The organism is Psychrobacter sp. Marseille-P5312 (assembly GCF_900291405.1).
GTDB classification, from domain to species: Bacteria; Pseudomonadota; Gammaproteobacteria; order Pseudomonadales; family Moraxellaceae; genus Psychrobacter; species Psychrobacter celer.
The window spans coordinates 331,740-352,164 of record NZ_OLML01000001.1 but is presented as its reverse complement, the minus strand read 5'-3'; the positions used below and the strand labels follow the sequence as shown (position 1 = coordinate 352,164).

General features: G+C 45.9%; 16 protein-coding genes. 8 read left to right on the top strand and 8 right to left on the bottom strand.

The window, feature by feature from the left end:
• Positions 1–132: 132 nt before the first annotated feature.
• Entirely contained in the window at positions 133–1,395 is a 1,263-nt protein-coding gene (locus tag C6W44_RS01520; protein ID WP_105243944.1) for a hypothetical protein, read from the bottom strand.
• A gap of 146 nt (positions 1,396–1,541) precedes the next feature.
• Here C6W44_RS01520 and C6W44_RS01515 point away from each other — a divergent pair, with 146 nt between their 5' ends.
• Together C6W44_RS01515 and C6W44_RS01510 are read left to right on the top strand one after the other, a co-directional pair.
• Positions 1,542–2,057 carry a L,D-transpeptidase gene (locus tag C6W44_RS01515; RefSeq protein ID WP_105246361.1) on the top strand — a complete coding sequence of 172 codons (516 nt, stop codon included), beginning with the start codon at positions 1,542–1,544 and terminating at the stop codon, positions 2,055–2,057.
• 207 nt (positions 2,058–2,264) lie between these two features.
• On the top strand, positions 2,265–2,879 hold the full coding sequence (locus tag C6W44_RS01510) for a nitroreductase family protein (protein ID WP_105243943.1): 615 nt from the start codon (positions 2,265–2,267) through the stop codon (positions 2,877–2,879).
• A gap of 124 nt (positions 2,880–3,003) precedes the next feature.
• Here the strand turns inward: C6W44_RS01510 and C6W44_RS01505 are convergent, their stop codons facing one another.
• The 3 genes from C6W44_RS01505 to C6W44_RS01495 form a co-directional block, all read right to left on the bottom strand.
• Positions 3,004–4,653: a CYTH and CHAD domain-containing protein gene (locus tag C6W44_RS01505; protein ID WP_105243942.1), complete on the bottom strand. Its 1,650-nt coding sequence runs from the start codon at positions 4,651–4,653 to the stop codon at positions 3,004–3,006.
• Between the two features lie 101 nt (positions 4,654–4,754).
• Positions 4,755–5,831 carry an RNA-guided endonuclease TnpB family protein gene (locus C6W44_RS01500; protein ID WP_105243941.1) on the bottom strand — a complete coding sequence of 359 codons (1,077 nt, stop codon included), beginning with the start codon at positions 5,829–5,831 and terminating at the stop codon, positions 4,755–4,757.
• A gap of 182 nt (positions 5,832–6,013) precedes the next feature.
• The gene (locus C6W44_RS01495; RefSeq protein ID WP_105243940.1) at positions 6,014–7,600 is read right to left on the bottom strand and encodes an isocitrate lyase; all 1,587 of its coding nucleotides are present in this window, start codon (positions 7,598–7,600) and stop codon (positions 6,014–6,016) included.
• Between the two features lie 814 nt (positions 7,601–8,414).
• On the opposite strand from C6W44_RS01495, the gene C6W44_RS01490 reads away from it, so the two are divergent.
• Together C6W44_RS01490 and C6W44_RS01485 are read left to right on the top strand one after the other, a co-directional pair.
• Positions 8,415–9,404: a LysR family transcriptional regulator gene (locus C6W44_RS01490; protein WP_075100589.1), complete on the top strand. Its 990-nt coding sequence runs from the start codon at positions 8,415–8,417 to the stop codon at positions 9,402–9,404.
• A gap of 386 nt (positions 9,405–9,790) precedes the next feature.
• Positions 9,791–11,170 (top strand): NAD-dependent succinate-semialdehyde dehydrogenase, encoded by a 1,380-nt coding sequence (locus tag C6W44_RS01485; protein ID WP_105243939.1) that lies wholly within the window; start codon positions 9,791–9,793, stop codon positions 11,168–11,170.
• A 99-nt stretch (positions 11,171–11,269) separates the two neighbouring features.
• Here the strand turns inward: C6W44_RS01485 and purN are convergent, their stop codons facing one another.
• Positions 11,270–11,953: a phosphoribosylglycinamide formyltransferase gene (purN, locus tag C6W44_RS01480; protein WP_105243938.1), complete on the bottom strand. Its 684-nt coding sequence runs from the start codon at positions 11,951–11,953 to the stop codon at positions 11,270–11,272.
• Entirely contained in the window at positions 11,953–13,002 is a 1,050-nt protein-coding gene (purM, locus tag C6W44_RS01475; RefSeq protein ID WP_105243937.1) for a phosphoribosylformylglycinamidine cyclo-ligase, read from the bottom strand. Before purM ends, purN begins: the two co-directional genes overlap by 1 nt.
• A gap of 411 nt (positions 13,003–13,413) precedes the next feature.
• On the opposite strand from purM, the gene C6W44_RS01470 reads away from it, so the two are divergent.
• The 3 genes from C6W44_RS01470 to C6W44_RS01460 all read left to right on the top strand — a co-directional run bounded on the left by C6W44_RS01470 (position 13,414) and on the right by C6W44_RS01460 (position 16,530).
• Positions 13,414–14,520 carry an AI-2E family transporter gene (locus tag C6W44_RS01470; RefSeq protein ID WP_105243936.1) on the top strand — a complete coding sequence of 369 codons (1,107 nt, stop codon included), beginning with the start codon at positions 13,414–13,416 and terminating at the stop codon, positions 14,518–14,520.
• Between the two features lie 314 nt (positions 14,521–14,834).
• The gene (gene hda / locus C6W44_RS01465; RefSeq protein WP_105243935.1) at positions 14,835–15,638 is read left to right on the top strand and encodes a DnaA regulatory inactivator Hda; all 804 of its coding nucleotides are present in this window, start codon (positions 14,835–14,837) and stop codon (positions 15,636–15,638) included.
• 190 nt (positions 15,639–15,828) lie between these two features.
• Positions 15,829–16,530, top strand: coding sequence for a DUF2057 family protein (locus C6W44_RS01460; protein WP_105243934.1), 702 nt, complete (start codon positions 15,829–15,831; stop codon positions 16,528–16,530).
• 119 nt (positions 16,531–16,649) lie between these two features.
• Here the strand turns inward: C6W44_RS01460 and C6W44_RS01455 are convergent, their stop codons facing one another.
• Complete coding sequence (locus tag C6W44_RS01455) at positions 16,650–17,129, bottom strand: Dps family protein (RefSeq protein WP_105243933.1); 480 nt, start codon at positions 17,127–17,129, stop codon at positions 16,650–16,652.
• Positions 17,130–17,617: 488 nt separating this feature from the next.
• Positions 17,618–18,277 carry a YcxB family protein gene (locus C6W44_RS01450; RefSeq protein WP_105243932.1) on the bottom strand — a complete coding sequence of 220 codons (660 nt, stop codon included), beginning with the start codon at positions 18,275–18,277 and terminating at the stop codon, positions 17,618–17,620.
• Positions 18,278–18,860: 583 nt separating this feature from the next.
• Here C6W44_RS01450 and serS point away from each other — a divergent pair.
• Positions 18,861–20,147, top strand: a complete 1,287-nt coding sequence (serS, locus tag C6W44_RS01445; protein ID WP_105243931.1) for a serine--tRNA ligase — start codon at positions 18,861–18,863, stop codon at positions 20,145–20,147.
• Positions 20,148–20,425 lie beyond the last annotated feature (278 nt).

The window sequence follows — 20,425 nt, the reverse complement described above, 5'->3', positions numbered from 1 at the left end:
TTTGATAACTTGATCATCAAAAAGCACGTCATTATATAAAATATAAAACAGAGGCCGCTATCGATAGCGGCCTCTGTTTTTTTTATGACAGTATTATGAAGATGTTATGGGGGTGGTCATAAAAAATATTGTCTATTTGGTTTGTTGATCATTTGCGGGTGCAGTCTCCTCATCGTCTACTCGAACAATGGCGACATCTTGCTGCTGACGCTCTTTTAGGAGGTCTTGCTCTATGACTTCCTCGGTTGCCAGCACCATACCGTCTGACTTTTGGTTTTGATACTTGAGCATCGCAAGAGCGCCAAGGACACCGATCACAGCGACGATCAAAAGGATAACGGGGTTTTTCCAAAGTGGTGTGGGCGCGTCATATTCAATTGGTTTTTCGCTGATGGTGGCTGGGGTGTTGTCATTATTACCGCCGATTAACCCTAAACTGACCAAAGGCGGCTTTGGTGGATTGGCAGGCTCGGAAGTTATGCGTAGGCGATTGCGGCTCAAATAGATATCAGATATCTTTGCTAGCTGTAATAGCCAGCGCTGATGCGGTAGCGCGATGGCAGGCATTTGGGCAAAGACCAGCATATCATTGTGATGACCTTGCTGGACATTTTCAGGTGAGCGGCCGATGGCCTTAAGGTAGTTGCCAGTGGCCAGCTGCATATCTTGTACAGGGCTTTGATTGTCAGGTCTAAACCCAGTCAGCTCATACCAATAAGGGTCAAAAATTGGGGGCACGCTAGATAGCGGCGCGCTACTCAATAGACGGCGCTCGGCGGCATTTACAGGTGATGCTTCTGTCGCAGCAGACGGCGTGTCTACACTGTCATGTTGGCTCGGCGCTTGTGCGGCGACTGTCTTAGACGTATGAGCCTGTGCAAAACGCTCAGCTGCTAAAAACTGCGGCTGCAGCGCAAACCACTTATCGATCTCATCATTATCTAGCTGACTATAATCTGCTAAGATAGCCAGCTCACGTAGTGCAATCACGCACAAAGACGTGAGCAAAATTTGTACTTGTGGCGAGGTGGCTTTTATCTGAGAAGCAATGCGCTCACTGGCTTTGATGACTCGGGCACTATCGCCAAATATCGCATCGGCAGCGTCGTGGCGATGGTACAACGTCGCCCCTAACGTCGCAAAGTTCATCGAGTTGTATTGGCGTAGCTCTTTGACCGCGCCGCGCCCAAATAGCTTTTTGCTGACCGCCTGTCCTTGATAGCGCTGCTGATAGGCGAGGAGCGCACTGACAATAGCTTGTAGGCTGGCATCCATCGCTAAACGCGCCTGCGGTAGTGAAAGCTGGGCGGCATCTGCCAAAAGTGACACCATCGGCTGGGTATCATGATATAAAAAATCATACATCGACACACGTGTCGGTGAAATAGTCGTCATAATCTGCTAGCATCAAAAAGTGTGCCCCTATATTACGGTGCCAAATGTCTCGGCACAATCCCTTAACAATAGAAAAATTCAATCCATTGACTTACAACGCGGTTGGCAAAGATATCAATTAGATGACTGACCGCTGGATATATCCTATGAAAAATCATGAAAACCTTGATATGCATTTGGTGATTAATATTGCTCAGCAAGCCTTAACACTCTACCAATATGATAAAAAAATAGCGCAATACGCCGTATCTACCGCCAAAAACGGTATCGGCAGCCAGCAAGATAGCGGTTGTACGCCGCTTGGCGAGCATGTCATTGCTCAAAAAATAGGTGGCAATGCGCCGATCAATGCTGTGTTTGTCGGACGGGTGCCAACTGGGGAGATCTATGATGATGCGCTCGGAAAGCAATATCCTGAGCGCGACTGGATACTAAGCCGCATTCTATGGTTAAGTGGTCTCGAGGAAGGGTACAATAAAGGCTGTAATGCCCAAGGTGGCTGTGATACCTATCAGCGCTATATCTATATTCATGGCACCCCTGACACCGAGCCGATGGGCGTTGCGCGCTCGCATGGCTGCGTGCGTATGCGTAATGACGACATCGTAGCGTTATTTGCGCAAGTCAAGGAAGGTACGCCTGTGTCTATCGTGGCAGCGTAGATGGGCAGATAATGGCTTTGATCAATCAAGCGTGTCAGATACATTGTAACATCAAGCAGAATAACTTTATAGAATGATTGATAAAATTAACTTTATAGAGACTAGATATTATTTAGCATATTGATATAATATTTGCCTTATTAAAAGTGAGCGTGTCGTGCCAGATATCGCTCACTTATGATGTCTTTTACGATAAGGATAATGATCATGTCTCAAGAAAGTCTAGTCACGTTGCAACAAGCTTTTGATGAGCGCCGTTCGGTATATGCATTGGGCAATGAATTACCAGTCGCGCCGCAAGCGATTATCAACATGGCAGAGCGAGTGCTTTTGCATACACCTTCAGCCTTTAACTCGCAGTCTTCGCGTCTGGTGGTGTTGTTTGGTGACGAGCACCAAAAGCTGTGGGACATCGCTGAAGAAAAACTGCGGGCAGCGGTCGGCGACGGTGACTTTTCAGGCAGTCAGCAAAAGCTGGACGGCTTTCGAGCGGCGGCGGGTACTGTCTTGTTTTATGAAGACCGAAACGTGATCAAATCATTACAAGAGCAGTTTGCTTTATATGCTGAGCGTTTCCCTATTTGGGCAGAGCACGCCTCAGCCATGCACCAGTATGCCATGTGGACAGAGCTGCGTACGCTGGATATCGGTGCCAACCTACAGCATTATAACCCACTGGTAGATGAAGATGCCGCGGCAGCGTTTGCTATTCCGGACAGTTGGGAGCTGATAGCGCAGATGCCATTTGGTAATATCAAAGCCCCTGCTGGCGAAAAAACCTATCAGCCGGTCAATGAGCGTATGAAAGTACTGGGCCTATAAGAGAGCCAGTACTTTCATACGCCCTAGGCCTGCCTGATGATAACGTGGCCTTGTGTTACCAATATCAATGATAAAAAGACAGCTCATCGACCATGAGCTGTTTTTTTGTATGTAGCATAATGGTTTAGATTGATATCAGCGATTTTTTGACTTTGGCCAAACGTTTCTTAAGAGGTTTATGTTGGGTCTTTAGGGTAGCAGCAAACCAGCCTGCACCAAATAGCGCACGCGTCTCTGTCGCTGATTTTTGCTGATAGTGCTGGCCATAACGCATGGCGTCGTCATAGTGGCTCAGTGCCTGTTTTGCTTTGAGCAAGTGCTTACGCTGACGCTTGAGCTTCTTTGTTACTTTCTTTTTTTTGTGGCCTGTCTTGAGCAAAGGCGCGGCAAATTCATGGAAATAATATAAGCTCGTCACCTGCTGGTTTAACGCTAGTAGGGCTTGCTGACCCTCTTGCATGTCTTGGGCGCCCTTCATCTCTTGGGCGCTGCCGTTTTTCTTGGCATCGTCGGTGTCGCTCTCTTCTGACTCAGAGCCATCTAAGCATGTGTATCTTTTATGTTGTAGCCGCTCCTCGGCTTGCACAAATGCTTTTTGCTGCTTGAGGAGCACGGCTGTTAGCGCCTCTTTTGCGCTTTTGTCCGCGTGCGTCTCAAGTGCTGGATCACTCATTGCAAAAGCAATCAGCTCCAGTAAGGCTAATTGAAAGTCATTGGCACAGACAGCGTCCATGGGCCGTACCTTCATAGCATCAATATCAGCCGTCCATTCTACAGCAGGCGCGCCATATTGCTGTAAATGTGGCTCTACAGTAGAGGCCAGATGAGTAAGGTGCTGATAGTCACTGAGTAGCGCTTGAGTTTGCTGCAGTATGGGTGACCAATCAGGGTTGAGTTCATCAGAGAAGCTGGCAAACGCTTGCAGAGCAGCGTGCAGGCGAGTGATACCAATCGCTAGCTGCAAGACATGTGCGTCATCATAGCGCCCAGAGACGATGGCGCTGCTATTAGGCAGTATATGTAATAGGCAATGATGCACCGCCGCCCGTACAAACGCAGGCATGCTGGTATGGTTGTCGATATGAGAAAGCTGAGTATCAGCAGTGACAGCGGGGTTATGCGCTTGTCTTGTAATCAATAGACCACCGCGCTCGGCTTTGGTGATGGTAGATAAGCACAGCTTATAACGCTTACACCAGACTTTGGCTGTCGTAAATAAAAAATCAATATCGCCTGACACCAGCTCAAACTCAATTTCTTGAATACGATCACGCAGCGCATCATCATTACCGTGGACAATCTCTCCATAGTCATAGGCCATCTCCAGCTGATTGTCTGCGCCTTCATCATTGTCTTCTACCAACAGGCGGGTGGTGCGCTCGACATCAGTGACATACAGCTGAGTGAGGTGTTTGATGAGTTTTTTGAGCTTAAAGGCGGCAAGAGCAGGGGCGATGGCGGTGTCTTTATATATACTCAAATCAGGCATAAGCGCATTGTTAGCGAGCATGGCTTGTACATGCTCAGGGTCTAAGGTGGCGTTGTGCTCTAGGCGAGCTGCCAGACCATCGCCGCCAGCTTTGATGGTTTGCACCCATGTATCCCCTTCTTTACGAATGCGTAGGCCAATCCCTGCTTGCGCCAACTGCTGATCAGGGGTGTCATAGTAGTGGGCAGCCATTTGTGTGGTTTGAGAGGATTTGACTTTTGCTTGACGCATCAAGCCTTTCAGCCGCGACTCTGGGACCAAAAACTTGAGTTCGATCTCTTGCATAATGACTCCTAATAATGACGACGAATGATTATTAGTTTACCATCCTATGCGTGATGATAGGACATTGACTTCCTCCCCTCCCTAAACAGAGGGGATTCCTACTAAAGACGGCCAAGCCCGACCACGAGAATGTTTTTTGCTCCATTAACATCTCTGTTATGGGTCGTTTTACAAGAACGACAAAACCATACTCTTATACCAAGCCCTGATCTACCTTTCGGACTGTCTTGGCGAGAGCCGCAACACGAGCAGGTTTGGGTGCTGTACGCTTCATTGACTTCGATATAGTGGCAACCTGCGTTCGCGCATTTATAATCCAGTTGCCGTTTTATTTCAAACCAACCAGCATCATAGACGGATTTGGCCAGTTTGCTTGAAGTGAATGATGTTGATTTGATTTTACCAACAACGATTAGGCTGTTGGCTTTAACAAGCTTTGATGTGAATTTATGGATCAGATCTTGACGGGTATTTTTGATCTTGGCGTGAATGGCTTTGACCCGCTTTTTGTTTTTAGCACGTTGGGCGGTGGCCAGTTTTTCAGCATATTGATGGGTCAGCTTAGTGGTTAGAACATCGCCATTACTACTGACTGCTGAATCTTTACAGCCTAAATCAATACCGACTTCGCCAGTACCACACTTAATCTTTGGAAATTCTTTAACGGTGATACAGGCGTACCATCTGCCTCGTGCATCTTGTACCAACTCACAGGTGTTGATGCTGTACAGGGCTAGGTTATAGCTGTCCCATAGATCTATAGTAAGTTTTTTGCCTTTAGCGAGGCTTAGCTGAATCGTAGATTTAAGGCTTTTCTTGCCTGATTGACGGGTTGATAGGTGTTTTACGGCTGTCTTTTTAAAAGGAATCCAGCCCAAACTTCTTCTCTTGGCCTTTGGATTATTGGTACGCCAGTTGAGTTTGGCTTTTTTGAATTGTTTACGAGCCTTGGCATGGGTCTCAGAGATGGCTTGTAGGGTTTGGCTGTGCAAGTTTAAATACTCGCCACTGCCTTTGGTATAAGCGGCCAAGTCATAGGCTGAAAAGAATTTGCCAGTGCGCTGTAAATGTTTAAAACTTAGCTCATTGACGTAATTCCAGACAAAATTAACTGCCCCAGCCAAGATATTGAGCTGAGCAGCATGTTTGTCTTTGATGCGTAGCTTGAGCGTTTTCATGGAATCATTATGATATTAATACAGTTGGGTATCAAGGGGTTCGCCATACTGGGCGACAATGGCTGACGCCTGATATCCACGCCCTAGAAGAATGTAGATATCAGGCGCTGGATGATAAAAAAGCCGCCCTACAGTATGTAGAACGGCTTTTTGTATCAGCTATACTTAAAAGTAGTCGATGATTAGAACTGGTTCATGGTGTTCTTTTCGCCGCCAGCTTTTAGCGCGTTGTCACCTGAGAAGATTTCTTTGTGATCATCACCTAAGTCAGAGCCCGCCATGGCTTGGTGCTTAACACAAGAGATACCTTCGCGGATTTCTTTGCGCTGTACGCCAGCTGCATAAGCAAGCATGCCTTCTTCACCAAAGTAGCCTTTAGCAAGCTCATGTACGCTAAGCGCTGTGGTGTGGTAAGTTGGCAGGGTGATCAAGTGATGGAAGACACCTGCTTCACGTGACGCATCACGCTGGAAGTTTTGTGCAGCAACGTCAGCGGCAGCGTCAAGCTCAGTGCCGTCGTAATCGCTACTCATCAAGTTATCTTTGTCATAGCTTGATACGTCTTTGCCTTCTTCTTCCCACTGAGCGATTATTTGCTTACGGAAGTTTAGCGTCCAGTTGAATGATGGGCTGTTGTTGTATACGAGCTTGGCTTTTGGCTGCTGCTCTTTGATGCGATCTACCATTGATTTGATGTGGGCAACATCTGGCGTTGGTGTTTCGATCCATAGTAGGTCAGCACCGTTTTCAAGCGCAGTCACACAGTCAAGCACAACGCGGTCGATGTTAGTGTCTTCACGGAACTGGTATAGGCCGTTAGCCAGACGTACTGGACGTACTAGTTTGCCGTTATGCTTAAGTAGGCTATCGTTCTCATTTGCGTCTTCAATGCTTATTTCTTCCATTTCTAGGAAGTCGATGTATTTAGAAGCAAGGTCGCCTGGCTCCTGTGATACTGGGATTTTTTGCGTCAACGATGCGCCTTCAGAGTCAGTACGAGCAACGATAACACCGTCTTCGACACCAAGCTCTAAGAATGCGTAACGAATGGCATTGATTTTGGCGATGTAGTCTTCGTGCGGTACAGTGACTTTACCTGCTTGGTGACCACATTGCTTGGCATCAGATACTTGGTTTTCGATCTGAATGGCACAAGCACCGGCTTCGATCATTTGCTTGGTTAGCAAGTAAGTCGCTTCTTCATTACCGAAACCTGCATCGATATCGGCGATGATTGGCACAACATGTGATTCGAAGTTTTCAATTTTCTCTAAGATAGCTGAGGTATCTTGACCTGCTTCTTCAGCTGCGTTTAGCTCACGGAAGTAGTCGTTTAGTACTTTAGCATCGGCTTGACGCAAGAACGTGTAGATCTCTTCGATTAGCTTTGGCACAGAGGTTTTTTCGTGCATAGATTGGTCAGGTAGTGGACCAAACTCAGAGCGTAGGGCAGCTACCATCCAGCCTGATAGATAGATGTAGGTTTTAGATGTGGTGCCAAAGTATTTTTTCTTTGCATACATGGTTTGCTGAGCGACAAAACCGTGCCAAGCACCTAAAGACTGTGTGTATTGAGACGTATCGTTGTCATAGTCTTCCATGTCTTGACGCATGATTTTTGCAGTATATTTGGCGATATCCAAACCGGTTTTAAAACGGTTTTGCATCATCATACGTGCCGCATCAGTCTCGCTGATATTCTGCCAGTTACCGTGCTTTTGCTTTAATTCACGTACTAAGTCGATCGCTGATTTATATGCAGTTGACATCTATAGTCTCCTTGGTGGGGTGTAAAAAAAACGAAAAATTCCATGTTAAAATAACGCTAATGGTATCTGACCAGATAAGCGCATCGTGATGCTTTATTTGAGTGTTATCGGCGGCTTATCAGAGCAGAGACCATCATCAGTCATCCGTTCGAGCATCTGTTCAAGTCTTAGTTACCCTAAACAAACTTGCTCGCAAATACAAGTAAGCTACTAAACTTGGTCGGCGACAGATGATGGGTAAAATATCGATAACAATGGGGCGTATCCATATATCGCTCAGGGGCTTACGCTAAATTATTAGACAGCAGTGTCATCATTGGCGATAAGAGATGTTACAATATTCAATGCCGTACTCGCTGGGTTTGGTCGCAATCCATGACCGATATCCTCTGGATAACTGGCCTGCGATTGGGATTTTTATAACGTTGTCGCAGCGATAACTTTCATAAATGTATCTTTTGTCAACACGGTTTGGCGGCTTGTACGACCGGCTCATCAGAGTCTGATAGACCGGCATCAATAGCACACAAACAGGATGGTTGTGGTCCGTGTTGCAAATCATCTACGGGATTCACTATAACTGCCTTACCAAGATTTATCTAATTTATGATAGTTATCTTTAGTATTTTTATGGGTTATAATGTATAGATAACAGAGGCTTACGACTGGTAAATCGCGTTATCATCAGTGGGCGCTAACGCAAAATATAAAATAAATAGCGATATTATGCAGTTACAGGCTGATGGTCAGCATAATTGCACAAAAAATGCCGAGCTTATAAAAGGCCTTTATTCAAAAGCCAAGAGAAATATATATGAATTTGCAGCGGGTAGATTTAAATTTATTGGTACATTTAGATGTGTTGTTACGAGAAAAAAACGTCACGCGAGCAGCCGAGCAGCTTGGCATTACCCAACCTGCCATGAGCAATATTTTGCGGCGGTTGCGCAAGCTGTTTAATGACCCATTATTGGTGCGCTCGTCTGAGGGTATGACGCCAACGGAGCGTGCATTGGAGCTGCAGCCACGTATTCGTGAGATATTGGCTGACTTGACGCAAGTGCTGGAACCACGCACAGAATTCCGTCCTTATAGCACCTCACGCGTGTTTCGCATCATGACCTCAGACTACGCCGAGGCGACGCTGGTGCCAAAACTGGTCAAAGCGCTGCGCTCTGAAGCGCCCAATGTGATTTTGGACTTTTTGACGCCCTCTGATGTCTCCTACCGTGATATGGAGCAGGGCCGTGTGGATTTGGCGATCAACCGCTTTAATGAGATACCGCAGAGCTTTCACCAAGTGCTGGTCTGGCGTGATACATTTAGTTGTCTGCTGTCCTCTGAAAGCCCTTATGCCAACCGCTTTAATCTAAAAAACTACCTAAAAGCTCAGCACGTTTGGGTATCCAAAACAGGTATGGGGGTCGGGTTTGGGGTCAATCCTGAAAAGTCTGGCGGACTTGGCTCTATCGATCAAGCATTGCAGCGCTTGGGTCAAAAACGGCAAATCAGCGTTTTTACTCGCCATTATCAGATGCCAGCCATGCTCGCAGCAAATAAAGACTTGATTGCCACTTTGCCGACACGCGTGGCTCGTATGCAGGCCAACAACGACAGTATCATCATGGAAGAGCCGCCATTTTTTATTCCTGAATTTGAGCTGACGATGGCTTGGTCACCACTACTTCAGCATCATCCAGCCCATCGCTGGCTGCGTCAGCTGATCATGCACGTGGCGCGTCAGGTGGTCGCTGAAGAAGAAAACCCGCCACAAAACATACCAGTTATCAATCATTTGTTTTGATTGAATACGTCTTGCCTCTACTTATCAGCCTACTTTCTCAAAACCAGCCATAGGGCTGGTTTTTTGTTTTTAACTCAGTAAATGACCATCGACTGAGTTGAGTACCCATCTTCTAAACCTCTATTAGACAAGAGAGATTAATATCTCAGTGACACTTTTAACATCTTACGCACACTTCTTTATATCTTGTAAACCTACTTGCTGAGCATTTTGCTATGATAAATGAGATTTAAGAAAAAAAACAATAATCAAGGCCATTGTTAAGTTTTACAACACTATAAAGATGGCTCTATATCATCTTTTAAGTGAGCCGATTGCAAGTCGATCAATACTTTAAAATTGATTCAAATAAACCATTATCATGTATAACAACAAGGACATACATTATGGCAGATATTACGACAGTAAACCCAGCCACGGGCGAAGACATTAAAAATTATGATTACATGAGCAACGACGAAGTTAACAAAATTGTTGATGCGTCACATAATGCATTTTTAGAATGGCGTACGGTGAGCCATGAAGAGCGTGGCCGTATCATTCAATCTATCGGTGACAAGCTGATGGAATATAAAGAAGAGCTGTCTCGCCTTATGACCGAAGAGCGCGGTAAGCTCTATGGGCAAAGCCAGCAAGAAGTTGATCTATGTAAAGCAATTTGTGATTACACTGCTGAAAATGGTGTTGCTGCGCTTGCAGATGATGAGCGCGATATCGAAAGCATGAAAAAAGGTATCGTGACTTATCAGCCAATCGGTGTTATCTATGGTATGCAGCCATGGAACTTCCCAGCTTACCAAGTCTTTCGCTATGCCATTGCTAACTTGATGGCAGGTAACAGCGTGCTACTTAAGCATGCAGCAAACGTCACAGGTTCTGGCTTATTGATCGAAAAAATCTTCCACGAGTCTGAACTGCCAAATGATTTATTCCGTACGATTTTGATTGACCATGACCAATCAGAAAAATTGATTGAAAATGACAAAGTACGCGGCGTAACACTCACAGGTAGTGATGATGCTGGTCGTATCGTTGGTCAACAAGCGGCTAAAGCAATTAAGAAATCAGTATTAGAGCTTGGCTCAAATGACGCCTTTATCGTGCTAGAAGATGCTGATATCGAAACCGCTGTAGAAACCTGTACTCAGGCCCGTTTGGTCAATAACGGTGAAACTTGCGTAGCAGCGAAACGCTTCATCGTGGTCGATAGCGTGTATGACGAATTCCGCAAGCGTATCGTAGAAAAATTTGAAGGTACAAAATCTGGCGATCCAATGGATGACAGCTCAGATATCGGTCCATTAGCGCGTAAAGACTTGCAAGAAAAACTGCATGAGCAAGTAGAAGAAAGTGTAGCAAAAGGTGCAACGATTGCTGTTGGCGGTAAAGTACCAGAAGGTAAAGGCAGTTTCTATCCAGCGACCATTTTAGAAAATGTCGAGAAAGGTCAACCTGCCTACGACGACGAATTATTTGGTCCTGTAGCCTCGCTCATTCGTGCCAAAGACCAAGACGATGCCATGCGCATTGCTAACGACAGCCGTTATGGTCTAGGCGGCGCTATCTTCTCAAAAGATGAAGAAAAAGCCATTCGCTTAGCCAGTGAACAATTCGATACTGGTATGGTCTATATCAATGGTTACGGTCTTGCCAATCCTGCACTGCCATTTGGTGGTGTGAAGAACTCAGGCTACGGTCGCGAGCACGGCGGCTTTGGTATTAAAGAGTTTGTAAACATTAAAGCAGTACATGTATTTGGAAAATAACAGTGAATAACACGTAAAACTGTTAAAGACTAAAAAGAAAAACCCAGCTACTTAATAGCTGGGTTTTTTTGTGTGGGTGAAAATAATATTTTAAAACAACTAAGCGTCAATCAATAGACGTAAGGGTAGGGCAGGCAAGATGCTAGAGGCTTGCTCACTTGGCGTTAATGACACGCCGCCAATAGCGATTTGCAATATCGTCCACGGCAATAAGTGATGCTCCAGCACTTGTACGCGCTTTTGCAAACTATCAGGCGTATCGGTATGACGAATAGGCAAGACCGCTTGGCTTAACACTTGTCCTGCATCCAGCTCGGCGGTGACCACATGGATACTACAGCCGTGCTCACGCTCACCTGAGCAGAGTACACGGGTATGCGTGTTTAGCCCTTTATAAGCGGGAAGCAGCGATGGGTGCAGGTTAATCATCGGTGCAGGCGCGTTATCAATAAAGTCTGCACTCAATACCCGCATAAAGCCTGCCAAAACGACCAAGTCAGGCTGCCACGCTTCAAGCTGTGCGGTGGCATGCGCCTCAAAAGTCTTGATGCCCATGCGCTTGCCGCTGGCTACATGTGACAACACGGTGACAGGAATATCTGCGTCTTTTGCGCGGGTGACAGCGTAGGCATCTTCGCGATTACTAATGACGCCAACGATCTCAATCGGTAGCGCACCTGCTTGCATGGCATCTATCAAGACCTGCAGGTTACTGCCACTTCCGGATACCAAAACGGCAATGCGTAATGGCTTGATAGATTGGCTTGTCTGATCAATTGACATTAACGGTATACCACGGCATCGGCTTCACGTTTGACCATTTCGCCGAGTTGCCAAGCGTTTTCACCAGCGTCAGTCAATGTTTTGATCGTTGCTTCAGCTTTGTCTTTAGGCACGACAATCACAAAACCAACGCCGCAGTTAAAGGTGCGGTACATCTCACTTTGCTCAATATTGCCTTGGGTCTGTAACCAAGTGAATAACTCTGAGAACTGCCAGCTGCTGGTATCGATGCTAGCCGCTAGGTCATCAGGGAGCACTCGTGGCAAGTTATCAGTGAGACCGCCACCGGTGATGTGTGACATAGCATGCAGCGCTGAGCTACCAAGGGTATCTTGCAGCGCTTTAATGGCTTTGACATAGATACGAGTAGGGGCCATCAAGGCATCTTGAATAGGTTGACCATCTAGTTGCTCATCGCTAGTAGCCACGTCAATACCGCTAACTTCGATGACTTTACGCACTAGTGAGTAGCCGTTTGAGTGCGCGCCACTCGAAGCTAGGGCGATCAGAACATCGCCTTCGGCAACGTTGTTACCAGTCACGACCTCGCTTTCTTCAACCACGCCCACGCAGAATCCAGCGAGGTCATAATCGTCGTCTTGATACATACCTGGCATTTCAGCAGTTTCACCACCGATAAGTGCACAGTTTGCAAGTTTACAACCATCGCCAATACCAGTGACCACAGTCGCCGCGACATCGACGTCCAGCTTGCCTGTTGCATAGTAATCTAAGAAAAATAGTGGCTCTGCACCGCAAACCAACAAATCATTGACACACATAGCGACCAAATCGATACCGATGGTGTCGTGACGTTGTAGCTGCAATGCCAATTTAAGTTTGGTGCCGACACCGTCCGTCCCTGATACCAGTAGAGGCGAGGTGTAACCAGTCGGAATACGACAAAGCGCTCCAAAGCCGCCAAGTCCGCCCACAACCTCAGGGCGAGAGGTGGCTTTTGCCACTGATTTAATACGTTGAACCAACGCATCGCCAGCATCAATATCAACGCCAGCATCTTTGTAGCTTAAAGAAGGCTTGTTACTCATGGTCATCTCACAAAATTTATAAGGAATGAAGGTGGGTCAAAAAGCGAGTTGGTTGTGATAACTCTGAAGGTCGTGGGCGCATTATACCCAAAAACCGCCCTGACTCGCAAAGCAACTTGCCACTTATTCGCTATATTTGCATCAGTTTGCGCCAGATCATCAGTGCTTGCCAAAAAAACCTTATCAAACCATAAAACATCATGACTATAGGGAATGACTAAAAGTGACTGTTGCCTGTGATTGCACCATATGGTTTTGCTGGCATATTACTACTTACAATCATATAAGAAACAAAAAATGACGGATTTTTTGCTGTACTTTGCGATAATAGAACGCAAAATCATTGTCAATCACTGTTTACTATTTTTCATTGTTTACTATTTTTATTAGCCAATCGCAGGGTTACCCACCATGATAAACCAAACCATAGATCCTTTTTTTCGGCGCTTATTTATTGTGGCGGCGATGGTGGTGGCGCTTTTTTTATTGTATTTGATGATGCCAGTCATTATTCCGTTTATTTTTGCTTTTGTACTGGCGTATTTGTTTAATCCGCTGGTCAAGCGCCTATCGAAATATATCAAGCGCTGGGTAGCGATTATCATTGTCTATGCCACCATCACGCTGGGTATGGTGCTGCTGCTTTGGTGGCTGGTACCGACGTTATGGCATCAGTTGCAAGCGGCTTGGGAATATCTGCCAAAGGTGCTAAATTGGTACAATCAAGTCGTGCGTGAATGGTTTGCTAATAACAGCCGTATTCGTTTGCCTGAGCTAGAAGCCAAAGGGTTTTCTGAAACCTTGGTCGACTATATGCAGACGAACTATAAGTTTGCAGATGCCAGTACGATGATGAGTCAAATCATCGCCTCTAGTATGAGTTTTATTAACAATGCAGGTCTTATCGTATTGGTACCGATTTTGACTTTTTATTTTTTATTCAACTGGGATCAGCGGTTGCAGACTTGGAAGATGGCCATACCAGCACCTTATTGCAAAAAAGTGTTACAGGTAGCGCATGAGTGCGACCGTGCATTGATGGCATTTATCAAAGGTCAACTGCTGGTCATGGTACTACTGGGCGCGATATATGCGGTGCAGTTGCAGCTTATCGGCCTTGAGCTGGGTCTGATTATCGGGATGGTGGCAGGTATCGCAAGTTTTGTGCCTTACTTGGGGTTTGGTATTGGTTTTATCGCGGCCATTATCGCCTGTTTGTTTCAGTTTGGGCTAGACTGGACCTATTTGGCATTGATTGTTGGGGCGTTTTTGGTGGGGCAAGCAGCAGAGGGCTATATACTGCAGCCACTGTTGTTGGGGGATAAGATTGGTCTATCGCCGCTGTGGGTCATCTTTGCGGTATTGGCAGGGGCAAGCTTATTAGGCTTTGTCGGGATGCTGATTGCACTGCCTGTGTCAGCTGTCCTGAATGTGTTGTTTCGCCATTTGTATGATTATTATCGCTCAACCGATCTGTATAAAGGCCACAAGCAACTGACATTGTTTAAGGATCAATGATTCATGTGTCTTAGTGTTTGATTTACCCCGTGGTTATCACCATTTTAAAATGAGAATGCGCCCGAATGATGAGTGATAAAAGTTATAACATGGATTGTATGAACGTAAATGCTGATTGATGCAAGGTAAAGGGTAAAAGACTTGTCAGTCATTTTACAAATATGTTATATATAGGCGCAGTATTCACGGTATTTATCGTTCCTAGGTTGGCTTGGGTCAGCGTTCATAAAAGCACAAGCTACCCAAGCCAGTTTAAAAATATTAGTCGTTTAGCCTTTTTAGTGATTGCGCTACGCAAACCGAGTTGATGATTCATGGCAGAAGCACAGCTAAGTCTCAATCTGGACATTAAGCACGATGCAAGTCTTAGCGATTTTGCAGGTCCTGGTTGGATGTCGATTATTGATGCAGTCAGGCAGCTACATGTCGGCCTGATCGGTCAGTTATACCTGTTTGGCAGTCCTGCGACGGGCAAGTCTCATCTGTTGTCCGCTATTTGTGAGTCGTATATAGAAATGGATAAGACGGCTATCTGCTTGTCGCTCAATGAGCTGATTCATACAGATGTCCATGTCCTCTCGTCGTTAGAAAACTTTGATTTAATCGCCATTGATGATTTGGAGGTGCTAGAGCAAAGCACCCAGTGGCAAGAGGCTTTGTTTCATCTGATCAATCGTAGCCGAGAAGGGCAGCGCCAGCTATTGTTTGCTGCCAACAAACCTGCAAGTGAGTTACCCTTTGGGCTAAGGGACTTGCTGACGCGTTTGGCTCAATCGCCGACCTTTAAGGTTCCTAATGGCCATGACTTCGCTGACCGTCAAGCGCTGCTGCAATCTATCTTGCGCCGCCGCGGCTGGCAGTTTGACGACCGTATCATCGATCACTTGCTGACTGACGGGCCACACCGTATCGGTGCGATGATGGACGTGCTCAATTATATTCAGCCTATGTTTTCCAATCTTGGTCGCAGCAATATTTCCAAAGCCGTCATCAGTGATGCGCTGCGTACCATCGATGAGCAAACGCTGGCCGCTGAGCTGGCAGATATTGCTCAAGAGACGCAAATAGATAGCAGCACAGCAGAGCAAGACCAACATACCATGCCACTCGACTTTTAGGCGGTGTGTTTTTTACTTCTAATAGGTTTGATTGCTTTTTCTAAGTTTGAATACGCGATAAATAACGGCGTATGTTATGAGTAACCCCATACGCTGTCATACAAAAAACAACGTTTTTTATCCATTGTTTGTCAACTGTTTGCCAACCCGCTTTATTCTCTAAAACGCCACATGACTACTGGACCCACTTATGAAACCACATGCTTCTTTGTTAAAAAAACTGACCACCAGTGCTTTGCTCATAGGGGCAGGTTCTGTCTCTATGCTATCGCACGCGGCTGTGACGCTGTTGGTCGATGATTATATCAAGGTCACTGCCATCAATGGTCAAGAAGTGCAGCAGAGTGCCTTTCAGCCGCTCACAAAGAAGTTTACGTTGCAGCCTGGTACGCATGCGATTACGGCCAAATACGACCGTTTGTACAACTTGCGCCGTGATGAGCACGACTATTTGCGCTCAGGAAATGTCAGTGTGACCGCGCAATTAGCAGACAATCAGACCTATCGTCTGACCATGCCAAATCAGCCAGAAGCGTACGAAGCGGCGAGAGAGTATGCCAAACGTCCGACATTGGCTGTAGAGCAAAATAATACCGTGATCGCCAGCCAGCAAAGTCTCGGCAATCAACAAGGTGGACTGTTCTCAGGCTTGGGTAAAGCCATCGGCGGCGTGTTTGGTGGTGCAGGTGACGCCGAGCTACAAAACCAGCGAGCGATTGCCGCTTTAGAGCAGCCAGCGACTCAGCCGGCCCAGAGTAGTGTCAATACAGGCACCGCGCAACCTGTGCCAGCGGCTGTGCAAACCGATAATACTCTTGATAGCTTTATGCAGTTATGGCTACAGGCGACCCCTGCGGAGCGCGAAAAAATCCGTCAGTGGATTCAAAAATAAGCAGCCTAAGTGTTTTGAATCAAAAAAAAGCACCCATTGGGTGCTTTTTTAATGCTTATGTTTTTTGTACTTATATTTTTAGTGCTTATATATAAGTATAAGCAGCGTATTTTATAGCCTTAGCCCAAAAATGCATTGTACATCCAGATCAGTTTTTCTTGCTGCTGTACGTATTCATCGACCAAGTCTGCTGTGCCTTGGTCTTCGGCTTTTTCGGCCACTAATGACACGTCGCGCTGCTCTTCGATCAAAGCTTTTAGGCCAGTGACCACACCTTTTACACAAGCGTTGCCATCTTTGACGTTTTTGTCTTCAGAGATGCTGGTGTGCTGAGCAAAGTCGCTATAAGCGTGTAATGGCGTACCACCTAATGTCAAGATACGCTCAGCGATCTCGTCGATCTCTACTTGTAGGCTGGTATATAGCTCTTCAAACTGTGGGTGCAAAGTAAAGAAGTGCTCGCCCTTGACGTTCCAGTGATAACCACGGACGTTGATATAAAACATATGATAGCTTGATAGTAAGTCGTTTAGCTTGCTGATGACTTCGCTCATGTCTGCTTTTTCTAGGCCAATCTGGTTGGTTGCATTATTACTCATGATATTATCCTTATAGTTTGAGTGTTCAATAAAAAGTCGTATTAAAAGCCTAGTAGCGTACGTAATCTTGAGTCACCAAAAAGATGACCAAAAAAACCACTAAAAAGCTTGATAATAAAGAAGACTAAGAGTGTAGCAAGTCATAGGCTACGTGGCTATGCTCATTCATACAATATAGCCGTTTTACCAAAAAAAATAACAATATAAATGATACGGCGATACTCGTACCACAACATCTATCAGTTGCCTATGAGGCGGCCGATAGCCAGTATCATAAGCAAAGGTATCTGCTATCAAAAGTAGGTACCGGCCTCATGCCACCTTTTGGGGACTTCTAAACCCTTTTTTCTTCTACTGGTGACTATCATAGCAAAACATCATGAATAAGTTAAATTCATTAATTTTAACCATGTGATTGATTATTTAGAACTAAGGCGCGCCCTAGAGGTATAGAGCGCTTTTGTATCATAAGCTGCTAAAAAATATGATTAAGCAGGTGGTTGCAAGCTTTCAGGGTTTAAGCCTTTGACAGGTACCACTTCTTGGAGATGCTGACGCACGGTATCGATCGGAAACTTTTGCGCTTGTAGGCGTTTTGGGACGATCTGGCTGCCTTGTTGGCCTTTAACCTCAAACATCATAAAGATGTAATCGTCGGTTTCATCCCAGCTTTTGACAGCAGTCCATGGAATGACGGCTTGCTGAGTTTGGCCTGCACGCATCTGCATGCCGCGCATCTGATTGCTATTAAACATCTCTGGTTGATTGACAGGCATGGCCATCACCAGTCCGTGCTTTTGTACACCCAGCTTCATCTGGCGCATCTCATCGGGCATTTCTTGATCGGCCACTTGTTTTTCAAACTCTCTTTTGACGTACCATTTAAAACCAAGGGTACGCACCAGTACATAAATCACCACGGCCACCAGCATTAACCAAAAGATAATCGTAGAGTAGCCTGTGACAAACACCAAACCTGCAATCGCTAGTATCACGACCACGGCCATGATGACCCATTCTTTGGTCCTAAAACTGGATAAACCAAATGAGGGACTCGCACTGGCAAACAGCTCATACTGTGCTTGATGAAATTCGGCCTCGGTGAGGTTTAAGGCGATGGGTTGGAGCGTGTAAGGGTACAGGGCCATAGAGGTTTCTCAGATACTTGTGTTAACAGCGTTGGGTTTCGATCGCCAAAGCAGGACAGCGTCGCCATACTTGGCTAAAGACAGAAAAAAGATATGCGCTTATCTTACCGAAAAGCGCTCTTAAATGAAACATATAAGCGGTGCGATGGCGGGATTGGTCTTATATTTCTATGGTTGCGCTGTGCGCAGGTGGTATTTACATAAAATAAAAATCACTCCAGCATAACAAGCGCTACGGCGTGAATATAGCATCATTAAAGTCTTGTTAGGGCGTTATCGCGATATCACTGAGAACATCGCCAAAATATAGGCAAAACATGGTCAAATCTGCTGGGTCTTGGTATCATAGCGGCTATTATATATTCTTATAACCAGCATGGCACATCAGGCGGCTTGATATCCATCAGTGCATCATGAAAACAATCATCAGAACCATTTTAGGATAATGGGATGGTCCTTTAACAGGCCATGTAAGTCTATTGTCTTAGTGGGATTGGCCTGACAGCATGCTCTGATTGGCTGATCTGATTATCAACACGCCCTATTAAACTTTTACCCACATTTAGCGTTACAGGCGACTATTATGATTGATCCGAAACTCTTACGCGGCGATTTAAGTGATTTACAACAGCAGCTAGCCACTCGTGGCTACGAGCTTGATATGGCTTTTTGGCAAAATATCGAAACCGAGCGTAAATCGCTACAAGTCAAAACCGAAGAGCTGCAATCGCGCCGTAATGCGGGTGCAAAGCAAGTGGGCGTGCTAAAAAAATCAGGCGAAGATGCCAGCGAGCTACTGGCTCAAATGCAAAGCATCAGCGGTGAGATTAAGGCGGCAGAAGATGAGCTGCGCACCTTGCAAGAGCGCATCACACAAGCAGCCATGCAAATCCCTAATATTCCAGCAGCAGATGTGCCTGTCGGAACGTCAGAGGATGATAATGTCGAAGTGCGCAAATGGGGAACGCCGCGTCAGTTTGATTTTGACATCAAAGACCATACCCATATCGGCGAAACCTTGGGCATGCTGGATTTTGAAGCGGCCACCAAGCTGACCGGTAGTCGTTTTAATGTGCTAAAAGGGCAGCTGGCACAGATGCATCGCGCTTTGATTCAGTTTATGCTGAACACTCATACGGTCAAGTACGGCTATCTTGAGACTTATGTGCCTTATATCGTCAATAGCGATAGTCTAAAAGGGACGGGTCAGCTGCCTAAGTTTGAAGAAGATTTGTTTAAACTGACCAATCATACCAATAACGATGAGATGGATTTTTATCTGATTCCGACTGCAGAAGTGCCGATGACCAACTTGGTACGCGGCGAGCGTTTGGATATCAAAGAGCTGCCATTGAAGTTTACCGCCCATACGCCATGCTTCCGTAGTGAAGCTGGCTCGCATGGCCGTGATACCCGTGGTCTGATTCGTCAGCATCAGTTTGAAAAAGTCGAAATGGTCAATATCGCCACTAGCGAGCAGTCAGATGATTTGCTTGAGGCGATGACAGGCCAAGCCGAAGATATCTTGCAGCAGCTAAATCTGCCTTATCGGGTGGTACAGCTGTGTACTGGTGATATGGGCTTTGCTGCGCAAAAAACCTACGACATCGAAGTATGGCTACCAAGCCAAAACACCTATCGCGAAATCTCTAGCTGCTCAAACTGCGGCGACTTTCAGGCGCGCCGTATGGGCACACGAGTCAAAGATGGCAAACAAACCAGTCTTGCTCATACGCTAAACGGTTCAGGCCTTGCTGTTGGCCGTACGCTGCTGGCAGTGATGGAAAACCATCAAAACGCTGACGGTAGCATTAGCATTCCAGAAGTGCTGCGTCCATATATGGGCGGCGCTGAGACCATTTTGGTTTAATGCAGGGATGTTTTTCTAAATTGCCCTCTACATTGCTATGCTATCTAAGCTGCGGGTCATCAATGGGCTCGCGGTTTTTTGATCCGTGTTGGTTTGAAAAAAAACTGATACAAATACTGATACAAATACTGATACAAATACTGATTAAATACAAACGATTCTATCAGCGCATTTTTAGCGTGCCTGATGGCAAATATGTTAATATAGCACTTTGACTTTATCGTCTGTCTGTCGATGATGCGTCAGGCGTTTTTGGCAGACTATCCTCGAGTAAACTC